Here is a 17,115-nt window from a genome sequence, read left to right on the forward strand (position 1 = left end):
ACTAGTGTCCGCCTTTTTTTATTTTTTCATATTCTGCTTGTATTAATCTAGTTATTACTTCATTTTTTCTTCTGTCAGTTTTAATGCAAATTTCATCTAGCATGCTAATTATTTTTTCTGGCAAGACAACACTAACTGATTTTTTCCCATTGTTCTTGTCACGAAATGATTTTTGTGACCAGGCTGACTTCATTTTTCTAAGCATCAGTTCTCTGGCAGGTGGAACTTCATTTAGCAGGTCAAAGAGTGTAACAATGCATTCTTTGGTTGCCGAAGAATTATCTCTGTTGATAAACCATATTGGAGGATTATTATTTCCTGTTTTGGGATTTTCAAATAAATAACTCCATGCCCATTTGCTATCACAATTTTCTATCCATGTCTTCACATCCATTTTTTTGCCGGTACTTTGCCATCTCAATTTTAAAAATTCTACATCCTTTATTTTTTGTTCATTTGTCGCGTTGATTATATCAAAAAAAGAAATGATGCAGTTTTTTTTGCTGATATTGTTAGTGGGTGAAAGGTCTAGACTCCAGTTGTTATATACATGAGATGTCTGGGATGCTTCAAATGCGCCGTCTATTCGGATCCCAACGTCCATAGTTAAAGGTGACGCATCAGGATATTTAGTTAAAGAGCGTATGTATGCCCATACGTAACTACACAAACGATCGTTTTTTGTATCTATCCAATTGAAATTTGTTTCGTTTATACACTCAGATTTAATGCTTTTTATTACTAGTTCATGAGAGGCTGGTTGACCCATCAAACTGTTAAGGGGGGAGTCTAGTCCACAGTTAGCTCTTTTTATAAGGACGCTGCTGTTTTTAGATAAGTGGTTAACTATATCCTCATCACTTATAGATAAAGATATTTCAGCATTTAATAGTCTAAGGGCCAGTTCCCTTTCTCTTTTAGATAAAGACACAGAGGGCGGTATTTCCTGGCCATTCTCATCATAGGCTCTTTTCATAATACTATCAGCTCCGAAAATAATGATTACTAAGTAATTTAATCATGTATTTATGTTGTTTTGTGGTTGATTTTTAACCTGTTTTATAGTGATTTGCAATGTTTTTATGAAGCTTTTTGTTTCATGGTTTAGTGATCAATTGCCGTGTTTTTGCACATCACCAGCCTACTTTTTTGGGTTTCGTTGAAGGTCGTGAAGGCCACACTGTGTGTGGGAGTTGCATGTAATCTCTATCAACGGACAAGTTGATAGGCGCTCTTTGGTCATCACTGTGGATTGGTAGAGGGGGCGGCATTATTTGAATCGGACGCTAATGATAGGCGCACTGGGCTTGCCAAAATACAACCGATAGGCACTCGAATGTCTATGCCAATAATTGGGTCACTTGATCCTCTGTGGGAAGATCACAAAGAGATGCCTTCTGCTGGTAAATGTTGGGTAATGATATCTGGATCGCTAACGTTGAATACATGGCATAAGTTACATGAAGCCATCACACGCAATCACCAATGCAGAGCAATGGCAACCTGTTGGCTAGAGTGAAACACTTCATGGATACCATGTATCCTTTCCTTGGGTATAGCTATGGAACAGCGAAGGTGTAGAACTATTAGGATCAGCAATTTAGCTTAGCTCACCAAGCAGGTGGCTCAGTTCTACTAATGAGACATAGACCTATACATTTTAAATTTCCTCTTGGGTAACGGAGTGTGTTCAAGATATATGGTTGCTGTTCCGCTATATTTTTACACGAGCACCACGTCCTATGGACGACACAAGGAGCTCATCATGAAACTACTTAAGTTGAAAGATGTCATGGCAATGACATCACTCTCTAAGGCATCAGTTTATCGTCAGATGAAGGACGGGAAATTTCCCGCATCAGTCAAGATCGGCCCAAGATCTGTTGCTTGGATTAGCTCTGAAATAGAGTCATGGATTGAAGAGAAAATAAATCTTCGCTAGGGCTAATTTCTGAATAATAATTTGAACAAATTAGCTTGTTGCTCATGCTACAAGTCTTGTCCTATCTGGGATAAGAGTTTTCTGGCTGGTTTGATATTCAATGCATTTGTGTAGGCAATAGTAATATATGTTTTAAGTTGAATGAACGTGTATATTTAAATGCGATGACACCTTCATTGGTGGTATATTGACAGCCTATGAAGTTGCCTGCTTGAACCATGCTAAGCAATAGCCATCACTTATCATGGTAGTTTAATTGCTCTATTCCGTATTCAAAGAAAGTGTTAATCGCATCTATACACAAACCATCCTGGTGATTACACCAGTTAATAGACCGTGTTTGACACATACTACGGCACTATCCGCAAAATATACACATCATTATTTAAACCTTCAATGTCTATCAACAATCTATTGGGAGAGTTCAAATGTCTATTTCTATAGAAGAGTATGTCCTGCTTGCTCAGCAGTTCTACGAAAGTCGGAACTATAGCTTTAATGTGGATAATTTAGAGAAAATCCTCTCTGTATCGGAGAGCGCTCTTAAGCATTACCCCAGAGTGTTTGCCTTTCGAGTTGATCTCCGTTTTCAACAAGACCCTGCTTTTGGAATGTATTTAGCATTAAAACCTGAGGAGGGCTCAAGGATAATTAAAGAGTTCTTCTCTAGGCTTAAACGGCTCATTGAGTGCGATGAGTCAGAACGACGTTATGAAGGCAAAAGGGTTCATTCGACTGATATTAGATACGTTTGGGCTAAGGAGCAAACAGCTGATGCTCCCTGTCCTCACTATCACATGATGATATTTTTGAATAGGGATGCTTACTACAAACTAGGGAATTATGAATCGGAAAGAATGAACCTTGCCAATAAAATAAGAGTGGCTTGGCACAGCGCTGTGTCTGATGAAAATATCACTCCGCAAGATTGTAAAAAAATGGGACTGGTGCATTTCCCCAAGAATGCTGAGTATCTCATTGAGCGGAATGATACCGAGTCACTCAAGAAGATGCTTGTGCGGGCAGCCTATCTGGCTAAAAACGAGACAAAGAGACGCGGAGAAGGGTACCGCTGTTTCGGGGGGAGTAACATTTGAAGGCTTATTAGTGTTGATAAAAAAACTTTTACTGCTGCTTTACATGGCATCTGATCCGGGAGTTTCTGCTCCCGGATCTGTTAAGCTAACCCTCATTTGTTATCGCATCAGTTGGAGTAACCCATGGCAGCCTATTCCCCTCCCTTCACCCTGACCCACGCCATGTTGAGCCGGGTGGCGGAGATCGCCGAGTTGGTGGGGCAGTGGCGGTTTGCTCAGAGTTCTCAGGTGCCGATGCTGCGTCGAGAGAATCGGATCCGCACCATCCAAGCCTCCTTGGCTATAGAGCACAATACCCTGAGTGTCGAGCAGGTGACGGCAGTGATTGAGGGGAAGACGGTGCTTGGGCTTCCACGGGAAATCCAAGAGGTTCGTAATGCGTTTGCGGCCTATGAAGCAATGCCTGATTGGGATCCTGCTTTAGCGGAAGATTTACTTGGTGCTCATGGACTCCTGATGCGTGGACTATGCGATGATGCGGGTCACTGGCGTAGGTATCTATCGAGGCGAGCATTTAGTGCATATGGCTCCCCCTGCGAACCAGGTCCCTCGTCTAATGGGACAGCTATTGACTTGGCTGGCTGAGACCGAGGCTCATCCGCTGATCGCTTCCTGTGCCTTGCATTATGAGTTGGAGTTTATTCATCCTTTTGCGGATGGAAATGGTCGGATGGGACGTTTATGGCAGACAGTGAGCTTGAGCCGCTGGCAGCCTGTAATGGCCTTCTTACCCGTGGAGACGGTCATTAAGGCACGGCAAGATCACTACTATCAGCAGCTAAGTCAGGCTGACAGTCGCAGTGATTGTACCGAGTTTATCCTCTTTTTACTGGAAGCGCTGCGCGATGCGCTGGCCCAGGCGATTGCGATTCAACCAGCAGCAGTATCACCTCATCAGGAGAAAATACGGGTAGAAATGAAGGTTGAAACGCAGGTAGAAAAACGGATGAAAACTCCGCAGGTCATCTTGGCGGAACTGGCGGCTGAGCCGACCATAACTCTCAAGCAAGTCGCAGAGCGGATTGGCAAATCGACCAGTACAGTGGAGAGAGCTGTTGCCATGCTAGTCAAAGACGGGCGATTACGTTTTGTTGGGCCGCGTAAGAGCGGACGTTGGGAGGTATTGGATCCTGATGTGTAACCACCTAGCCCCGCAACTAACCGACTCAGGACTACCTCGCCACCGGCAGGTCCTCCCAACGTGTGGTGTAACAGGGGCTCAGGTGCGCTTGTCGCATCATCCACTCAGGCGACCCCGTGCCTTGGCTGGCAAAGCCTACGCGCCCCAATCCCTTGGCTTTGATCTGGTCCATCACGGCCATCAGTGCATCCGATTGAGCAGAGGACGGGGCAAACAGATCGGCCTGTTGCTGCCCCTTGGGGGTGAACTCACTCAGCATGACCCCACCCTTCTGATAGCGGTAACCGTCGCGCCAAATCTGCGGTAGCAGCACGTTCACTTGCTGCAGCAGCAACCGGGTATCATCGCTAGGGCAGACCAGCCGGATGCCAGCCTGCTCACTGTAGTAAGGGGCTCGTTCATCAAAGGGGCTGGTTCGCATGAACAGGTGCACCCGCTGGCAACACATTCCCTCGGCCCGCAGTTTCTCGGCTGCGCGAGCCATAAAGCCTGACAACGCTTGGGCCATTTCTCCACGGTCAGTCACGCGCTCCCCGAAGGAACGGCTTGAGAGGATCTGCTGCTTCGCCGCCGGTTCAACGGTCAGCTCTGCGCAAGGCAGACCACGCAGCTCCTGTACGATCCGCTCGACCACCACGCCGTATTGGGCGCGTAACCCTTTGGCATCACTGGCCACCAGGTCAGCCACGGTGTTGATGCCTTGAGCCACCAACTTGGCCCCCAAGCGCCGCCCTATGCCCCACACCTCATCCACCGGGGTGATAGCCATCAGTCGGGCACGGCGCAACTCGTCACGCAAGTCCACGACGCCGCCCGTGGCAGGCCACTTCTTGGCTGCATAGTTGGCCAGCTTGGCGAGGGTCTTGGTAGGGCCGAGCCCAACCCCTACCGTTAGGCCGGTCCACTGCCACACTCGCTGCCGGATCTGTTGTCCATAGGCTGTCAGGTCCCCGGCAAACGACTCCGACAGTGACAGGAATGCTTCATCGATGGAGTAGACCTCCAGCTCGGGGGCCATTGTCTCCAACGTGCTCATCACCCTGCCAGACATATCGCCATAGAGCGCGTAGTTGGAGCTGAATGCCACACCGCCATGCGCCTCGAACTGCTCGCGGATCTTGAAGTAGGGCCCAGCCATCTTGATACCCATCGCCTTGGCTTCGGGGCTGCGCGACACCACGCATCCATCGTTGTTGGAGAGCACCACGATCGGGCGGCCACGCAGCTCAGGGCGAAACAGCCGCTCACAGCTGGCGTAGAAGTTGTTTACATCAACGAGCGCTATAGCCATCACGCTGCCTCAGATTGCCAATCACATGGGTGACCACCCCGAACAGCTCCAGGGAGAGGCTCATACAAGGGTCGATAGGCGCGAACGCCGGATTGGCTGGCAGCAACCGCAGCCTCGGCTTGAGCTGCAAGGTCTTGACCGTGAATCCGCCATCGAGCAGTGCAATCACCACATCTCCATGGCGCGGGGTCAGGCTCTTATCGACCACCAGCAAGTCACCGGGAAAGATGCCGACCCCGGTCATGCTCTCCCCCTCGGCGCGCAGATAGAAGGTTGCAGCAGGGTGCGGCACGCAGTGGGTGTTGAGGTCCAACTTCCCTTCCAGATAGTCGCTGGCTGGGCTGGGAAAGCCGCAAGAGGCGCGGTGCAAGAACAGCGGGATGGTCACCTCGACGGGTGATGGGTCTGGGGTTAACAACTTCATGGCAACAACACCTGTATTTATATACAGCTATTATAGCGCGCCACCTTTGAACCAGCGCAAGTTCTGCATGCCAATGATGGTGTACTATGGAGTCTCTAGGTGATAAATGAGTCAATAGTTAGTACAATCTATATGCCCTGGCCGATGAGGTTGTAAAGATAAGATAGGCAAGCACGATGCGATAATATCCAGCAGAATTGGGGTTAGGGGTAGGTAGTTAATTAATTGTCAAAATCTTGAGCAAATGGGCACTTCTACGGAACTGAAAAATGATTATACCTACCACGAGGATAGCATCGGCAACATTCGGCATCAGTGTAACTGATGGTAAAACCAGTTCCCTGTGCACCGACGGTTTTGGTAACCAGACAGTTTTTGACCGCACTGTCTATCGCATGATTCGCAGGTACTTTGGGCTGTGATGATAATAGTGCATTACACCACACCATGCCACGGTCTGACAGGTCAAATGATTACTTTTGGAATAAAGCCTCGGTAATTAGTAATGATGTGATGTAAGGCATGGTATAAGTAGGAGTGAAGGTGTAAAATAAGTAGATTTTCGCTATCAGGTTAGACATGATGTCTATGCTTGTAATCGCCCGGCATTCCCATAAATATCAAAAGGTTTACTTTAATCTGTAAAGATTATGGCGAGAAATGGTTGTAAAAATTAATTGAAAAGCCATAATCTGTGCCAGACGAAAATGATGTTGTGGTAATGGAAAGATATAAATAAACATGGTTTGTACGCATGCTTACGATTGGTTCATTAGTTACTTCTGGATGTTTTTATGGTGTTGGCAAGGTTGTAAATATTTTTTTTGATAAAAATTCTGCGACGGTTGCTTTCTTCGAATCGCCAGCAAATCCCTATGCTCGTCAGATTGAAATTAGCATTGATAAGCTTGTAGTTACGGCCCTGCATGATGAGACAGTCATTTACTGTAAACATCCAAAAAATACTCGGTGGACCAGAGGTCGTTTTGGTGGAGTGCGACCTAATGGGGATTTTTTAGTCATTTTTCGGGAGGATGAATATGCGGTCATTACAATCAGTGATATTCATGTTTTAAATAAAGATCCAAATGTGCCGTTAAATCCTGCACATTTCCTCGCTTACCAGGCCAATGATGCGCCATTCTTTTTCCCCCGTAGACAAAATTTCATTGACTCATATATCCAGCAGCGTGCTGCGTGCTTAGGTATTGCATCAGTTTCTAGTAGTGCTGTAGAGCTTGAGCCTCATCAATTAGCTGTTGTAAAGCGCATCTTACAAGATGATATACCAAAATATATTCTTGCTGATGAAGTTGGTTTGGGGAAAACAATTGAAGCGGGAATGATTATTCGTGAGCATGCTTTGGAAAAAGAAGGGCGAGCGAGTATGCTTATTGCAGTTCCTCAATCACTGATTGAACAGTGGACCAAGGAACTTGCTGAGCGGTTTCAGTTAAAACAATTAATTATCGCTGCTACCGTAGCGTTCGAATTAATTGTTGAAGGTAAATGTGCTGAAGGTATTGTTGTTTGCAGTTACGAAGATGCCTGCAACCTTTTAGAAAAGGGGTTTAAGCCATCATTAGTAACAATTGATGAAGTTCATCAAATTGCTTCATGGCCTTGGTCTGACAATACCGATGAAGTTAGTAATTTTCATTTAATTTCAGAGACCTGCAAGCTTTCCACCTACGTGCTTTTGCTCACTGGTACACCTTTGCACGGCCATGAACGCAATTTTTTGTCGATGCTTCATTGTATCAATCCTGATGCATATCAGGTTGACGAGAAAAATTTGCTGGCATTTACCGAACTAGTGAAAAACCGTGAAAGTCTTGGGGGAATGTTCTCCGCCTTGGTTCCCTCTGCTTCCAACATTAGCCTTCGTCGCAATCTTGATGAATTGCTTGCGCAATTTCCACATGACAGCGATTTATTCCTTCTGTGTCAAAACCTATTTCCTCTAATTGGCCGCTTTACTCCACCTTCACCTGAACGTGAGGTCGGTATTCGGGCTGTTCGATTACATATAGGTGAACGCTACCGTATACACCATCGCTTATTAAGAAACCGCCGTCAGGTTTCCATTAGCCAGGATGAAAATAAAAATCTTAACCTGGAACTTCTCTTCCCTGGTCTGGATGGTGTGATCGAGTGTCACTGGAAAACAGAGGGGTTGACGCTGGATGAATTATTGGAAGAATATCGTGCCCTTTCTACACAACCGCAGAATAAACACTGGTTGCTGAAGGAAGCGGACTATATCACTTGGATTGATGATCTTTTTTCCAGCCCACTATGTGTAATGGAGCATGCCAAAACCATACTCAGGTCCAGTTCGCCCAGTCACGATGAGCAGGCTTTACTGGAGCACATCGTTACGACGGCCAAAAACGAACTAAAGGCCATCGACAGCATGCTAGTTGCTGCCCTCAATGACTGGTTGCAGAAGTTCCCAGAGGGTAAAGCAATAGTGTTTTGTGACCGCCCGGAAATTGCGCAGCACCTTTTGGTTAAACTGAGCATCGGCCTAGAGTACCCAATAGAGTGTTACCACCCAGGCCAACCATTGCAATTTTCCCAACAGCAGAATCCTGTGCGGGTTCTGTTGTGCGATAAAAACGGCGAAGATGGTTTGAATCTTCACGGTGGGCGTCGCCTAGCCGTCCACTATGGCTTACCGCGTTCTTGCAGTCGTATTGAGCAACGTACTGGCCGACTGAATCGCTATAGCGCCAACCTCCGAGGCATCAAGCCTATTCAAAGCATGATCTTGAAAAACAATGCGACTCATAGCTTACGTAATCGCTGGGCTGAAGTTCTGGTTAAGAGCATCGGTGTCTTTCACAACACTATTTCCAGTCTGCAATTCGTGCTGGATGAGTATGTTGGTGACGTTTGGCTCCGGCTCTACCAAGAAGGACCACAGGTTCTGGAGAATCTTGCTGCCGCACTGCCAGGTGAGCATGGTGTGCTGACCAGAGAGACCAATAAAATTAACATGCAGGAAAAACTGCTAGCCATGGATGAGGAGGTAGCCCAAGCTGCGCTCTTCGCTCAGAGACTAAGTAATGAAGACCTTCTCGCAGTAGCACAGTGTGAAGCGTTGATTCCTTGGATTACTCAAGTATTACGTTTTCGCCATGTGGGAAATGTGGAGGAGGGGATGCGGTTTCGTTTTGAACTCGGCGAGCGCAACTCAGGCACTTTGGTTGACTTTAAAACGTTCTTGACAACATGCATGCTCAGTTTCGACAAAGATGGCGGTAACCCACCATCAACCTATCTGATGAGCGCTGAGCGCATTCCTGCCATCAATGGGACAACAGTTTATCCGTTGCGTTACGGTCAACCCTTTGTTGACTCCGTATGGCGCCTTTTGAATAAGGATGCGCGAGGCAGTTCAATGGCCATCCTGCGCGTTGTACCCGCTTCACTGAATGAGCCTCGCTATTTCTTCCAAATGAGTTGGTTGGTCACCCACTGCAATCCACTAAGCGATTATGCACAAATCCGAAAAGGTGATGAGAATCATCCACCCTACATTTTGCAGGAGTGGTTGACGATTGATGGAACCGTAGTTACCAATTCACAGATTATTGAGTTGCTTAATAAAGAATACAGTAACAACGAATCGCCTCAAAAAAATTATGTCGACCTCAACCTACGGCCTAGCTTATGGCAAGAAATTGAGGAATTGGTCTCCCCGGATGACTGGAAGGAAATGGTAGAACGGGTATACGGGAAATCGTTGGAAAAACTTCGTGAACAAACTGGCAGTGAAAGCTTCCTGCAACTAATGGCAATGAAAGGCGTTATCGTTTGTAGCAGAAATATTTTAGCAGGAGTTGCTTGATGGAAGAACAATGGTCGCGCCTGCAGCAGGCATTAGCAACATGTTTTAATGACGATGTCACTTTCAAGGATGGTATTGAGAACCCCTTTTTGCTGCGGTTAATGAATATCGTTACCGACGCCTCAGCAAAGACAAGTGATATTTTTGCTGGTTATGTCGATGCACTCCGCACGGCACAGGCAAACGGCATCGACAACCCTTGGCTTCCCTCTCCCCCTTCATTGAAGGAGTTGCCAGACCCTCGCTGGGGGCTGGAAAAAAACGTCGTTGGGCAGACGCTGTCACTCTCTGTTGAAGTTGACCTGACGAGCACCAAAGCCACCTACCAACTCAGAACTCGACGTAATTTATTGCAGCCGGAGATAGATCCTGCCCTCAAAAATCTGCTGGCCGACACGCCCCATACGCACTATCGCGGCTTCGGACAGCAGGCAGCGATTCGCACGTTGCTCACCTCAGACATCAACAGCACCCTGGTGGTTAATCTTCCCACTAGTTGCGGTAAGAGTCTCATCACGCAAGTCCAGGCTATCAGTGCACCATTCGGTTCGTTAACGCTGGTTATTGTCCCAACTGTAGCTCTCGCAATTGAACAGGCGGATTTTATGCGAGATATGCTGCGTAAGGCCGAGCAAGATCACGGCGGGAACTACGCGTGGGTCGGCGGCCAGGATCAGACAACTCGCCAGACGTTGAAAGAACGGTTGAAAAACGGCTCACAGCGGGTTTTGTTTTGCTCACCTGAGGCAGCCAAATCGTCGTTGGTTCCGGTGCTGTTTGAGTTGGCAAAAAATAACCTGATTAGTGCAGTTGTTATCGACGAAGCACATCTTATCGACCAATGGGGTGCTGAATTCCGCCCTGATTTTCAGCTGATCGCGCCACTTATTCGCTCATTAAAAGCACAATCCGGATGCCGGTTTCGTACTCTGCTGCTCTCTGCCACCTGGAACCAGAGTACCCGTGATGTTATCGTTGAGCAGTTCCGTACAGATGACAGCGAACTCATTGAGATTACGGCGAACTTCCTGCGTCCTGAACCTGAATATTTCATTCATGCCGAGCCCAATCCTGAAGCACACCAGCAGCGCGTTGAGCGACTGTTGATGACGCTTCCACGCCCACTCATTCTATATTGCACCACTCAGGAAGAAGCGGAAAACTGGCATCGCCGACTTCAGGTACAGAATTACCAGCGTGTTGGTCTGTTCCATGGAGACACGGAAGTCCTAGAGCGAAAAAAGCTGATTTCACAATGGGCAAGTGATCAACTGGACATCATGATTGCCACCTCGGCATTTGGTGTAGGCATGAATAAGAGCAACGTCCGTACGGTCATTCATGCAGCCATTCCAGAAAATATCGATCGCTATTATCAGGAGTGCGGACGTGCCGGGCGTGATGGCAAAGCCTGTCAGGCGCATCTGGTCTGGCATAGCGAACAAATGGAGACCGCAGAAAGTCTCTCGGTCGAAAAACTGATCAGCGTCGAAAAAGGCTTCTTGCGTTGGAAGGCTATGTTTGAACAACGCCAGCCAAGCGATATCGCCAGTTATTGCATCTCGCTGGATACCAAACCCGATCACGTCGATTATCAGGGCAACCGGAATCAGGCCTGGAATCGCAGAACTCTGTTGCTGATGCAGCGCACCGGGCTGATTGAACTGGTATTCGCCGCACCGGACCTTCCTCACTGGCTTCGGGAAAGTAGGGACGAAAATGATCAGGTAGTCCGCGACTGGTTTGCCAGTTATTACAGCAAAGTGCATATTCGTCACTGCAACGATTTGCACCACTCTGAAGAGTACTGGAACACCTTTGTTGATAAGGCTCGGCACGAGGAACTGAGCAAGCGACGCACCGCCTTTGACCTGCTGAAAATGTGTATCCTCGCTCCCCGCCCTTCTCTGTGTCAAATATTTAGAAAATTTTATATTTATCAGCACCATGCACCAGAGTTGACCTGCGGCGGCTGTCCGGGTTGTCGGGCTCAGGGCAAGACCTCATTTTCTCCCACCGTCGGGGCTGATGTAAAAGTTTTGCAAGCAACACCGAAGAAAAGAGCACGCTTCGTTGGTGCAGAGAAGAAAGTGTATTACAAGGAGGATTTGGATATTCGAACTCTGCTGTCAGAACTTCGTGTGCCACTTCGCCAACTGATCGGCTCCGGTGATTATGAGACGATTCGAGCAGAAAAAGCCGATTTCATCTATCTGGAACGCTTCCTAGATTCCGTCTCCCCCTTCTGGTGCGTACAAAAAATGGCTGCGCCAACCTCAGACAGTGCGGAAATTGTGATTGTGGCCAATACCGCCACGGCGCTACCGGCACTGCCAGCGTCGCGCTATGAACGTATCATCATCGCTCCGCAGCATTTGTTAGACCCACAGCATCCTTACAGAAAATGGTGGGACAGCGCAGGAAACGCGCAGTCCCTGGACACTTTCATCAGGCAACTACAGCATGTCAATCATCAATAACGCAAACCCCGGAAGCAGCCTGGTGCTGATCCCCCTGTTTGATCGCATTGTACAAAACGCCCCGGTACCACTTTCTCTGGAGGAGATTGTGGATCGTTATCGCCCCAACAGCCTGCCCGCTAACGATAATGCCTGGGGAAAAGTCAGAGAGAACCTCACCTTTTGGTGCAGTCTGAAACTTTGGCCGATGGAAGAGGGAATGCTCCTGCCGCAACCAGAGGAGTCTCGTCCTCTCTATCAGCGAGTGCTGCAGTGCACCATTGAAGCATGTAAAGGAAAAGGCATCACCGAAGGCAACGAATGTGAACCCCTATGGCGGGTGTTAACATGCTTGATGAGTCTCCAGCAGCATTCGTTGGGTGGCAAGGAACCGTTGACTCTTGGCCTCATTACCGAAAAAGTGCAGCGGTGGCTTCCAAATGAAACTATCAACAACAATACCGAAAAGATGGTCAGGGAATACGGGCGTTATCTCGGTTTTCTAGAACTGGCTCCAAACCAACATTATTACACCGACCCGACCCGGGCAATTCAGTGTTTCTTGCCGCAAATTTTTGGCGAGCAAAAAAACCTACCCATCAAAATTTTTATGGCCAACATGGCCGAAGTGATGCCGATGATGGATGGCGGTGAGTTCAGAGTGAAAATACAGGAAATCATGGCTGAACGAGGTTGGTCTGCGCCGGAAGGTCAAAATATCAGTACCAGTACTTCGCTTGCACTACGTCGTTTGGAGATCAGCCAGAAGATTCAGTTGATCACTGGAAGTGATGACGCCGCATCGTTACTGCTACAACTGCCCGGTGGTGAAATCCGCCCAGTCAGCCAAGTCAGCATCAGGGAGGGCGCGCAATGAGCATCATGAATTATTGGCCATCCCATGAAAACATCGTGCAGTGCATTCGTAATGAAGCTGAGGAGTTGCAGGATGATGTGCTGCTGGCGGTACATGAACCGATGGTCCTTACCCGCCGCGACGTCAACAACAATCAGGAACTTTTCCGCGATGAGGATCTGTTTATTCAGTTACTCAGCACCGAGCGCGCCATCCCTCTGATTGGTCGTTCGGGGATGGGAAAATCGCATCTAGTGCGCTGGCTGGACTGTCGTCTCAAAAGCTACCTCCAGGCAAATGGCCTGCTTGAACAGTGGGAAGTTATTCGTATTCCGAAAAATGCCAGCCTGCGTCAGGTGCTGTTGCTGATCCTGAGAAACCTGCACGGCGGTCTTTTTGATGACGCGCGTAAACGCGTTGACGATGTGGCCCAGGCGCACTCCGCCAAAGATCTCGCTGACCTACTGCTGACGATGATGTCGCACCAGTTGCAGAGTATGTATGAACAGGCGATGGCGGAGGGCATGGAGTACGAATCGCAAGGGAAAGAGATTCCAGTGGAACGTCTGGGCCGGCTGGAGGCCATTATCGAAGAAGTCGAAAACGGCATTGGCAACCTGATCACCGACCCTAACTTCAAGCTGAATTTGCTAAAGCCACAACATTGCATCTACAGGCGAGCTAGTCGCATGAGCGATGGACTTAAGGAAGGCGATGAGGAGCACGATAACTATGAACTGGTGCCTGCCGACCTATTCTTTCAAGACAACATTGATGACCTGTCGTCGCTTGCCCGCGAATACGTTCGCCATTCGCGTATCGATGAGTATGACAACGAAAAGGCCCGCGCCCAGGCGGTTGGGGTTCTGAATGAGGCTATGCATGTGGCGCTGAAGTCACTGTTTGCCAAACTCTTTACCTTCAACGGCGGTAACTTCCAGGAACTGTTTCAGGAGATCCGCCGCGAACTGCTCGCGCAGGAGCGTCGCCTGGTTATTCTGGTGGAAGATATGGCAGCCATTTCCGCGATCGAAGATGTGCTGATAGACAGTTTGATCGAAGAAGGAATTCGTGACGGAGTGAAAACGCTCTGTCCGGTTCACTCGGTCATCGCGGTCACCGACAACTATCCGGGCTATAAGCGTCGTCAGGAAACGCTGATGACGCGCGCAGGTTATGAATGGATCATTGAAAGCATCGGCAGAGACGACAACGAAGAACGTATTGTGTCGCTGTGTGGCCGTTACCTTAATGCTGCACGTCATGGCGCAGCAGCCCTGAAGCAGTCGCGGGGGCTGGGGCTCGCTGAATGGCCGCCCGTTTGGCAGGATGAAGAAACACCTGAATGGCTGGCGGATTTTGGCAGTACAGCCAAACAGGGGGTTCCGTTGTTCCCCTTTAACCGCAACGCCATCCGGGCACTGGCGGTGAAAAATTGTCGCGACAGTAGTGGTCAGCTCGTTTTTAATCCGCGAATTGTGATTAACCGCATCCTACTGGATATCCTGCGCGATTGCCGTGTAGAAGCGGAACGCGGTTCGTTTCCACCACCTAATCTTGCCGGCATTACCGCTGACGCTGAAATTCAATCCAAAATCAACCAGTTAACCATCAACAGAGTTGCCAGCGCGGCGTCGTTGACCGCGCTCTGGGGCTACGGCTGTGACTCCTGGGATGAAATTAGCAAGCAACTCCCGCAGGGAGTAGCCAAAGCCTTTGGCCTGGAAGAATTAGCCGCGGGCCTGAGTGGCAAAAAACCACTTTCGATGATCGAAGAGAACCCCCCCCGGACAACCAATAAAACCGATCTGGGAGATCCGCAGAAAAAAAACTCTGTTACTGACAAGAAAAAACCGGAGAAATTAGAAGAGAGCGAAACCATCACAGCGCTGCCTTTTGTCAGACACCTCAAAGCCTGGGTCAACAATAAGGTCGTTTTACCTCAGGACGTTGCCCGTGATCTGCGCGCCGGGCTTAACCGTTGTTATGAGCTCTACGCTCAGACGGAGTTCTTCAGCATGGTCGACAGACCGTCGTTGCTTGAGCGTATTATCCCTCTGATTAGCCTGCCACTGGCGGCTTCCGATCCTTCGAACTTCATTGTGAAATTCTACGATAGTAAAGACCTCGACGATCCGTTACGCAGAATCGAGATCTTTAATGTGTCTCAGGCGGTGCTACGCATTCAGCATTACGACAGCCTTGGGAAGGGGTTCAACTACCCTGAGGCGCTGGAAGACTATGCCCATTATGAAAACTTTGTCAGTTGGTGGGTACCGCAGGCTACCGAGATTGCAGTCAATCATGCCCGTGCGCGGAAACTGAAGCCCGCGCTGCACAATCATTATCAAAAAGCGCTGCTGCTGGGTCTGTTAACGGGAAAAGAGAATCTGGCAGAACTGGTTGATACGCTTTGCCTGACCCAGAAAGGGGTTGGCAGAATCGAGGGGAGACCCCGGGGACGTACGCCAGACACCAATCCTTCCGACCTCTGTTTCTACGGACTCGAAGCCAACCAGAAACCTCACACCAGCGCTAAAGTTGCTGAAACGCGACAAACAGCCCTCCAGGGCTGGGACAAGGCGCGGGACGCATGGCTTGCTCAGGTTGCAGTCCCTGAACTGAGTTATGGGCTCTCTTCCGCCCGAGCCCTTGAGGCCGATGTCGTCACCACGGTGCTCAAAGAGATCCGAAAGGAGCCGCTTGGTGCGGAAGTGCAACGCGCTGCAGAGGCGGCCCGTAGAGAGATTGCGTTGACGATCGAGAATGCACAACTCTTTGCAAATGTGAAAAATCAGGATGAGCTCATTGCCCTTCTCGATGACTGGCTGGCGTTCATTGAAGCTGTTCGTGCCTCATACTACCCGGCGGAAAGTGATCAGGTCAGGAATTCAATCTGGCTGATGGGTGAAATTGAGGCATTAAAAGTGGATGTCGAAGCCAGCCTGAACACCTTGATGACACTCAATTCCTTTGTCAGACAAAACGATACCTACATGCTGTGGCATGATATTACCCACCTTGACGGTGATGTCGTCCACCGTATTGGCAACCTTCTTGCTCAATGGCAGAGCATTCAATCGAAAATCCGTTTTACGCTTCAGCAAATAAATAGTAGGGGGGACGCGCCAAAGTTGGAGAGTGCCCGCAAGCAGGTTGAAGAGCGACTGAAAAATCTGGCCACTGATATCAGCGCCTCTGGAGTCAATGAATGATTACGTTACGCCAACAACTTGCAGAGCTGCAGCAGCAACTGGATCTGAGCATTCAGGCGAGTAAAGCCACGCTGATTATTGAGAAATGCGGTGTAGTGCTATCAAAAACCGAAACGGTCGCTGGGCATTATGGTCGTCTGAAATTCCAGTACCCGGCCTTACAGTGTTTGCCGCCAGAATTGAGAGTAATTTGGAGTGAAGATCAGCGCAATGAGCTAAAAATCGCGGCAAACAGCGTCAATAATCTGCTGTCCCAGTGGAGTCGCTGGCTAAATAATCAGACTCAGGCCGCTGCTGCCATCGATGCGCAAAACCCTGATGAAACGTTGGCCGAAGAGCTAGAAGAGATAGCCGCACGGGAACCTACGGCATATGACATCATTCAGAATGACTCCTTAACCAACTGCATGAACCTGACGCTCAGTTTGCATAGAACACTGAGCGACCAACTGAAAAGCGCATGGGAAGAGTGGTTGCAGGTACTACATCAACAGATTCATGTTGACAGCAAAACCCTCGAAGCTCAGCAGAAAGTCGGAAAACTAAAAGAAGTTGCCGACGAATACCTAAGCGTACGCAACACGTTTGATCTCCTGATCCAGTCTTTGCCTGAAAACGGCGAAAGCATTACGAATATCCAGGCAATGGCGGATCACCTAAACACCCTGCGCAGCATGATGAAAACCGACTGGCCTGAAGCTGTGCAGCAGTTCTTTGACCGTATTAACGGCCCGCTGCACGGCAAACCAACTCTCAGCGCGCTGACGCCGGAAGTGCTGAATTGGCTGCATGATGAAGATATGTTGGAAGACTTTGTTATCACAAGGAAATAGT

12 protein-coding genes and 1 pseudogene are annotated in these 17,115 nt (G+C 48.6%); 10 read left to right on the forward strand and 3 right to left on the reverse strand.

From position 1 onward, the window contains the following. Nucleotide 1 precedes the first annotated feature (1 nt). Nucleotides 2-976 (reverse strand): hypothetical protein, encoded by a 975-nt coding sequence (locus AB5Y73_RS14565; RefSeq protein WP_368148128.1) that lies wholly within the window; start codon nucleotides 974-976, stop codon nucleotides 2-4. Between the two features lie 471 nt (nucleotides 977-1,447). On the opposite strand from AB5Y73_RS14565, the pseudogene AB5Y73_RS14570 reads away from it, so the two are divergent. The 5 genes and pseudogenes from AB5Y73_RS14570 to AB5Y73_RS14590 all read left to right on the forward strand — a co-directional run. Beyond that, nucleotides 1,448-1,581 (forward strand): annotated as a pseudogene (locus AB5Y73_RS14570) (IS630 family transposase); the annotation flags it as partial. A 184-nt stretch (nucleotides 1,582-1,765) separates the two neighbouring features. Further along, nucleotides 1,766-1,942, forward strand: coding sequence for a helix-turn-helix transcriptional regulator (locus tag AB5Y73_RS14575; protein WP_368148130.1), 177 nt, complete (start codon nucleotides 1,766-1,768; stop codon nucleotides 1,940-1,942). A 428-nt stretch (nucleotides 1,943-2,370) separates the two neighbouring features. Beyond that, nucleotides 2,371-3,039 carry an inovirus Gp2 family protein gene (locus AB5Y73_RS14580; protein WP_368148132.1) on the forward strand — a complete coding sequence of 223 codons (669 nt, stop codon included), beginning with the start codon at nucleotides 2,371-2,373 and terminating at the stop codon, nucleotides 3,037-3,039. A gap of 123 nt (nucleotides 3,040-3,162) precedes the next feature. Beyond that, nucleotides 3,163-3,624 carry a hypothetical protein gene (locus AB5Y73_RS14585; RefSeq protein ID WP_368148215.1) on the forward strand — a complete coding sequence of 154 codons (462 nt, stop codon included), beginning with the start codon at nucleotides 3,163-3,165 and terminating at the stop codon, nucleotides 3,622-3,624. Then, complete coding sequence (locus AB5Y73_RS14590) at nucleotides 3,563-4,180, forward strand: Fic family protein (RefSeq protein ID WP_368148211.1); 618 nt, start codon at nucleotides 3,563-3,565, stop codon at nucleotides 4,178-4,180. Before AB5Y73_RS14585 ends, AB5Y73_RS14590 begins: the two co-directional genes overlap by 62 nt. Nucleotides 4,181-4,211: 31 nt before the next feature. Here the strand turns inward: AB5Y73_RS14590 and umuC are convergent, their stop codons facing one another. Then, nucleotides 4,212-5,471, reverse strand: a complete 1,260-nt coding sequence (gene umuC, locus AB5Y73_RS14595) for a translesion error-prone DNA polymerase V subunit UmuC (RefSeq protein ID WP_368148133.1) — start codon at nucleotides 5,469-5,471, stop codon at nucleotides 4,212-4,214. Beyond that, nucleotides 5,452-5,895 (reverse strand): LexA family protein, encoded by a 444-nt coding sequence (locus tag AB5Y73_RS14600; RefSeq protein WP_368148135.1) that lies wholly within the window; start codon nucleotides 5,893-5,895, stop codon nucleotides 5,452-5,454. The genes umuC and AB5Y73_RS14600 overlap by 20 nt, the downstream gene beginning before the upstream one ends. Before the next feature lie 754 nt (nucleotides 5,896-6,649). On the opposite strand from AB5Y73_RS14600, the gene dpdE reads away from it, so the two are divergent. From dpdE to AB5Y73_RS14625, 5 genes are read left to right on the forward strand one after another with little or no spacing between them, the layout of a single operon-like run. After that, nucleotides 6,650-9,751, forward strand: a complete 3,102-nt coding sequence (gene dpdE, locus AB5Y73_RS14605) for a protein DpdE (RefSeq protein WP_368148136.1) — start codon at nucleotides 6,650-6,652, stop codon at nucleotides 9,749-9,751. Continuing rightward, nucleotides 9,751-12,231, forward strand: a complete 2,481-nt coding sequence (gene dpdF, locus AB5Y73_RS14610; RefSeq protein WP_368148137.1) for a protein DpdF — start codon at nucleotides 9,751-9,753, stop codon at nucleotides 12,229-12,231. Before dpdE ends, dpdF begins: the two co-directional genes overlap by 1 nt. Further along, the gene (gene dpdG / locus AB5Y73_RS14615; protein WP_234932878.1) at nucleotides 12,215-13,087 is read left to right on the forward strand and encodes a protein DpdG; all 873 of its coding nucleotides are present in this window, start codon (nucleotides 12,215-12,217) and stop codon (nucleotides 13,085-13,087) included. The genes dpdF and dpdG overlap by 17 nt, the downstream gene beginning before the upstream one ends. Continuing rightward, complete coding sequence (gene dpdH / locus AB5Y73_RS14620; RefSeq protein WP_368148139.1) at nucleotides 13,084-16,281, forward strand: protein DpdH; 3,198 nt, start codon at nucleotides 13,084-13,086, stop codon at nucleotides 16,279-16,281. The genes dpdG and dpdH overlap by 4 nt, the downstream gene beginning before the upstream one ends. Next, nucleotides 16,278-17,114 (forward strand): hypothetical protein, encoded by an 837-nt coding sequence (locus tag AB5Y73_RS14625; RefSeq protein WP_323909629.1) that lies wholly within the window; start codon nucleotides 16,278-16,280, stop codon nucleotides 17,112-17,114. Before dpdH ends, AB5Y73_RS14625 begins: the two co-directional genes overlap by 4 nt. Nucleotide 17,115: the final 1 nt, after the last annotated feature.

The organism is Aeromonas sp. s7(2024) (assembly GCF_040907825.1).
Classification (GTDB): domain Bacteria; phylum Pseudomonadota; class Gammaproteobacteria; order Enterobacterales; family Aeromonadaceae; genus Aeromonas; species Aeromonas veronii.

Excerpts from the sequence above, each read along its gene's own strand:
- AB5Y73_RS14565 (WP_368148128.1), bottom strand. The coding sequence starts at position 976 with ATGAAAAGAGCCTATGATGAGAATGGCCAGGAAATACCGCCCTCTGTG.
- AB5Y73_RS14575 (WP_368148130.1), top strand. The coding sequence starts at position 1,766 with ATGAAACTACTTAAGTTGAAAGATGTCATGGCAATGACATCACTCTCT.
- AB5Y73_RS14580 (WP_368148132.1), top strand. The coding sequence starts at position 2,371 with ATGTCTATTTCTATAGAAGAGTATGTCCTGCTTGCTCAGCAGTTCTAC.
- AB5Y73_RS14585 (WP_368148215.1), top strand. The coding sequence starts at position 3,163 with ATGGCAGCCTATTCCCCTCCCTTCACCCTGACCCACGCCATGTTGAGC.
- AB5Y73_RS14590 (WP_368148211.1), top strand. The coding sequence starts at position 3,563 with ATGGCTCCCCCTGCGAACCAGGTCCCTCGTCTAATGGGACAGCTATTG.
- umuC (WP_368148133.1), bottom strand. The coding sequence starts at position 5,471 with ATGGCTATAGCGCTCGTTGATGTAAACAACTTCTACGCCAGCTGTGAG.
- AB5Y73_RS14600 (WP_368148135.1), bottom strand. The coding sequence starts at position 5,895 with ATGAAGTTGTTAACCCCAGACCCATCACCCGTCGAGGTGACCATCCCG.
- dpdE (WP_368148136.1), top strand. The coding sequence starts at position 6,650 with ATGCTTACGATTGGTTCATTAGTTACTTCTGGATGTTTTTATGGTGTT.
- dpdF (WP_368148137.1), top strand. The coding sequence starts at position 9,751 with ATGGAAGAACAATGGTCGCGCCTGCAGCAGGCATTAGCAACATGTTTT.
- dpdG (WP_234932878.1), top strand. The coding sequence starts at position 12,215 with ATGTCAATCATCAATAACGCAAACCCCGGAAGCAGCCTGGTGCTGATC.
- dpdH (WP_368148139.1), top strand. The coding sequence starts at position 13,084 with ATGAGCATCATGAATTATTGGCCATCCCATGAAAACATCGTGCAGTGC.
- AB5Y73_RS14625 (WP_323909629.1), top strand. The coding sequence starts at position 16,278 with ATGATTACGTTACGCCAACAACTTGCAGAGCTGCAGCAGCAACTGGAT.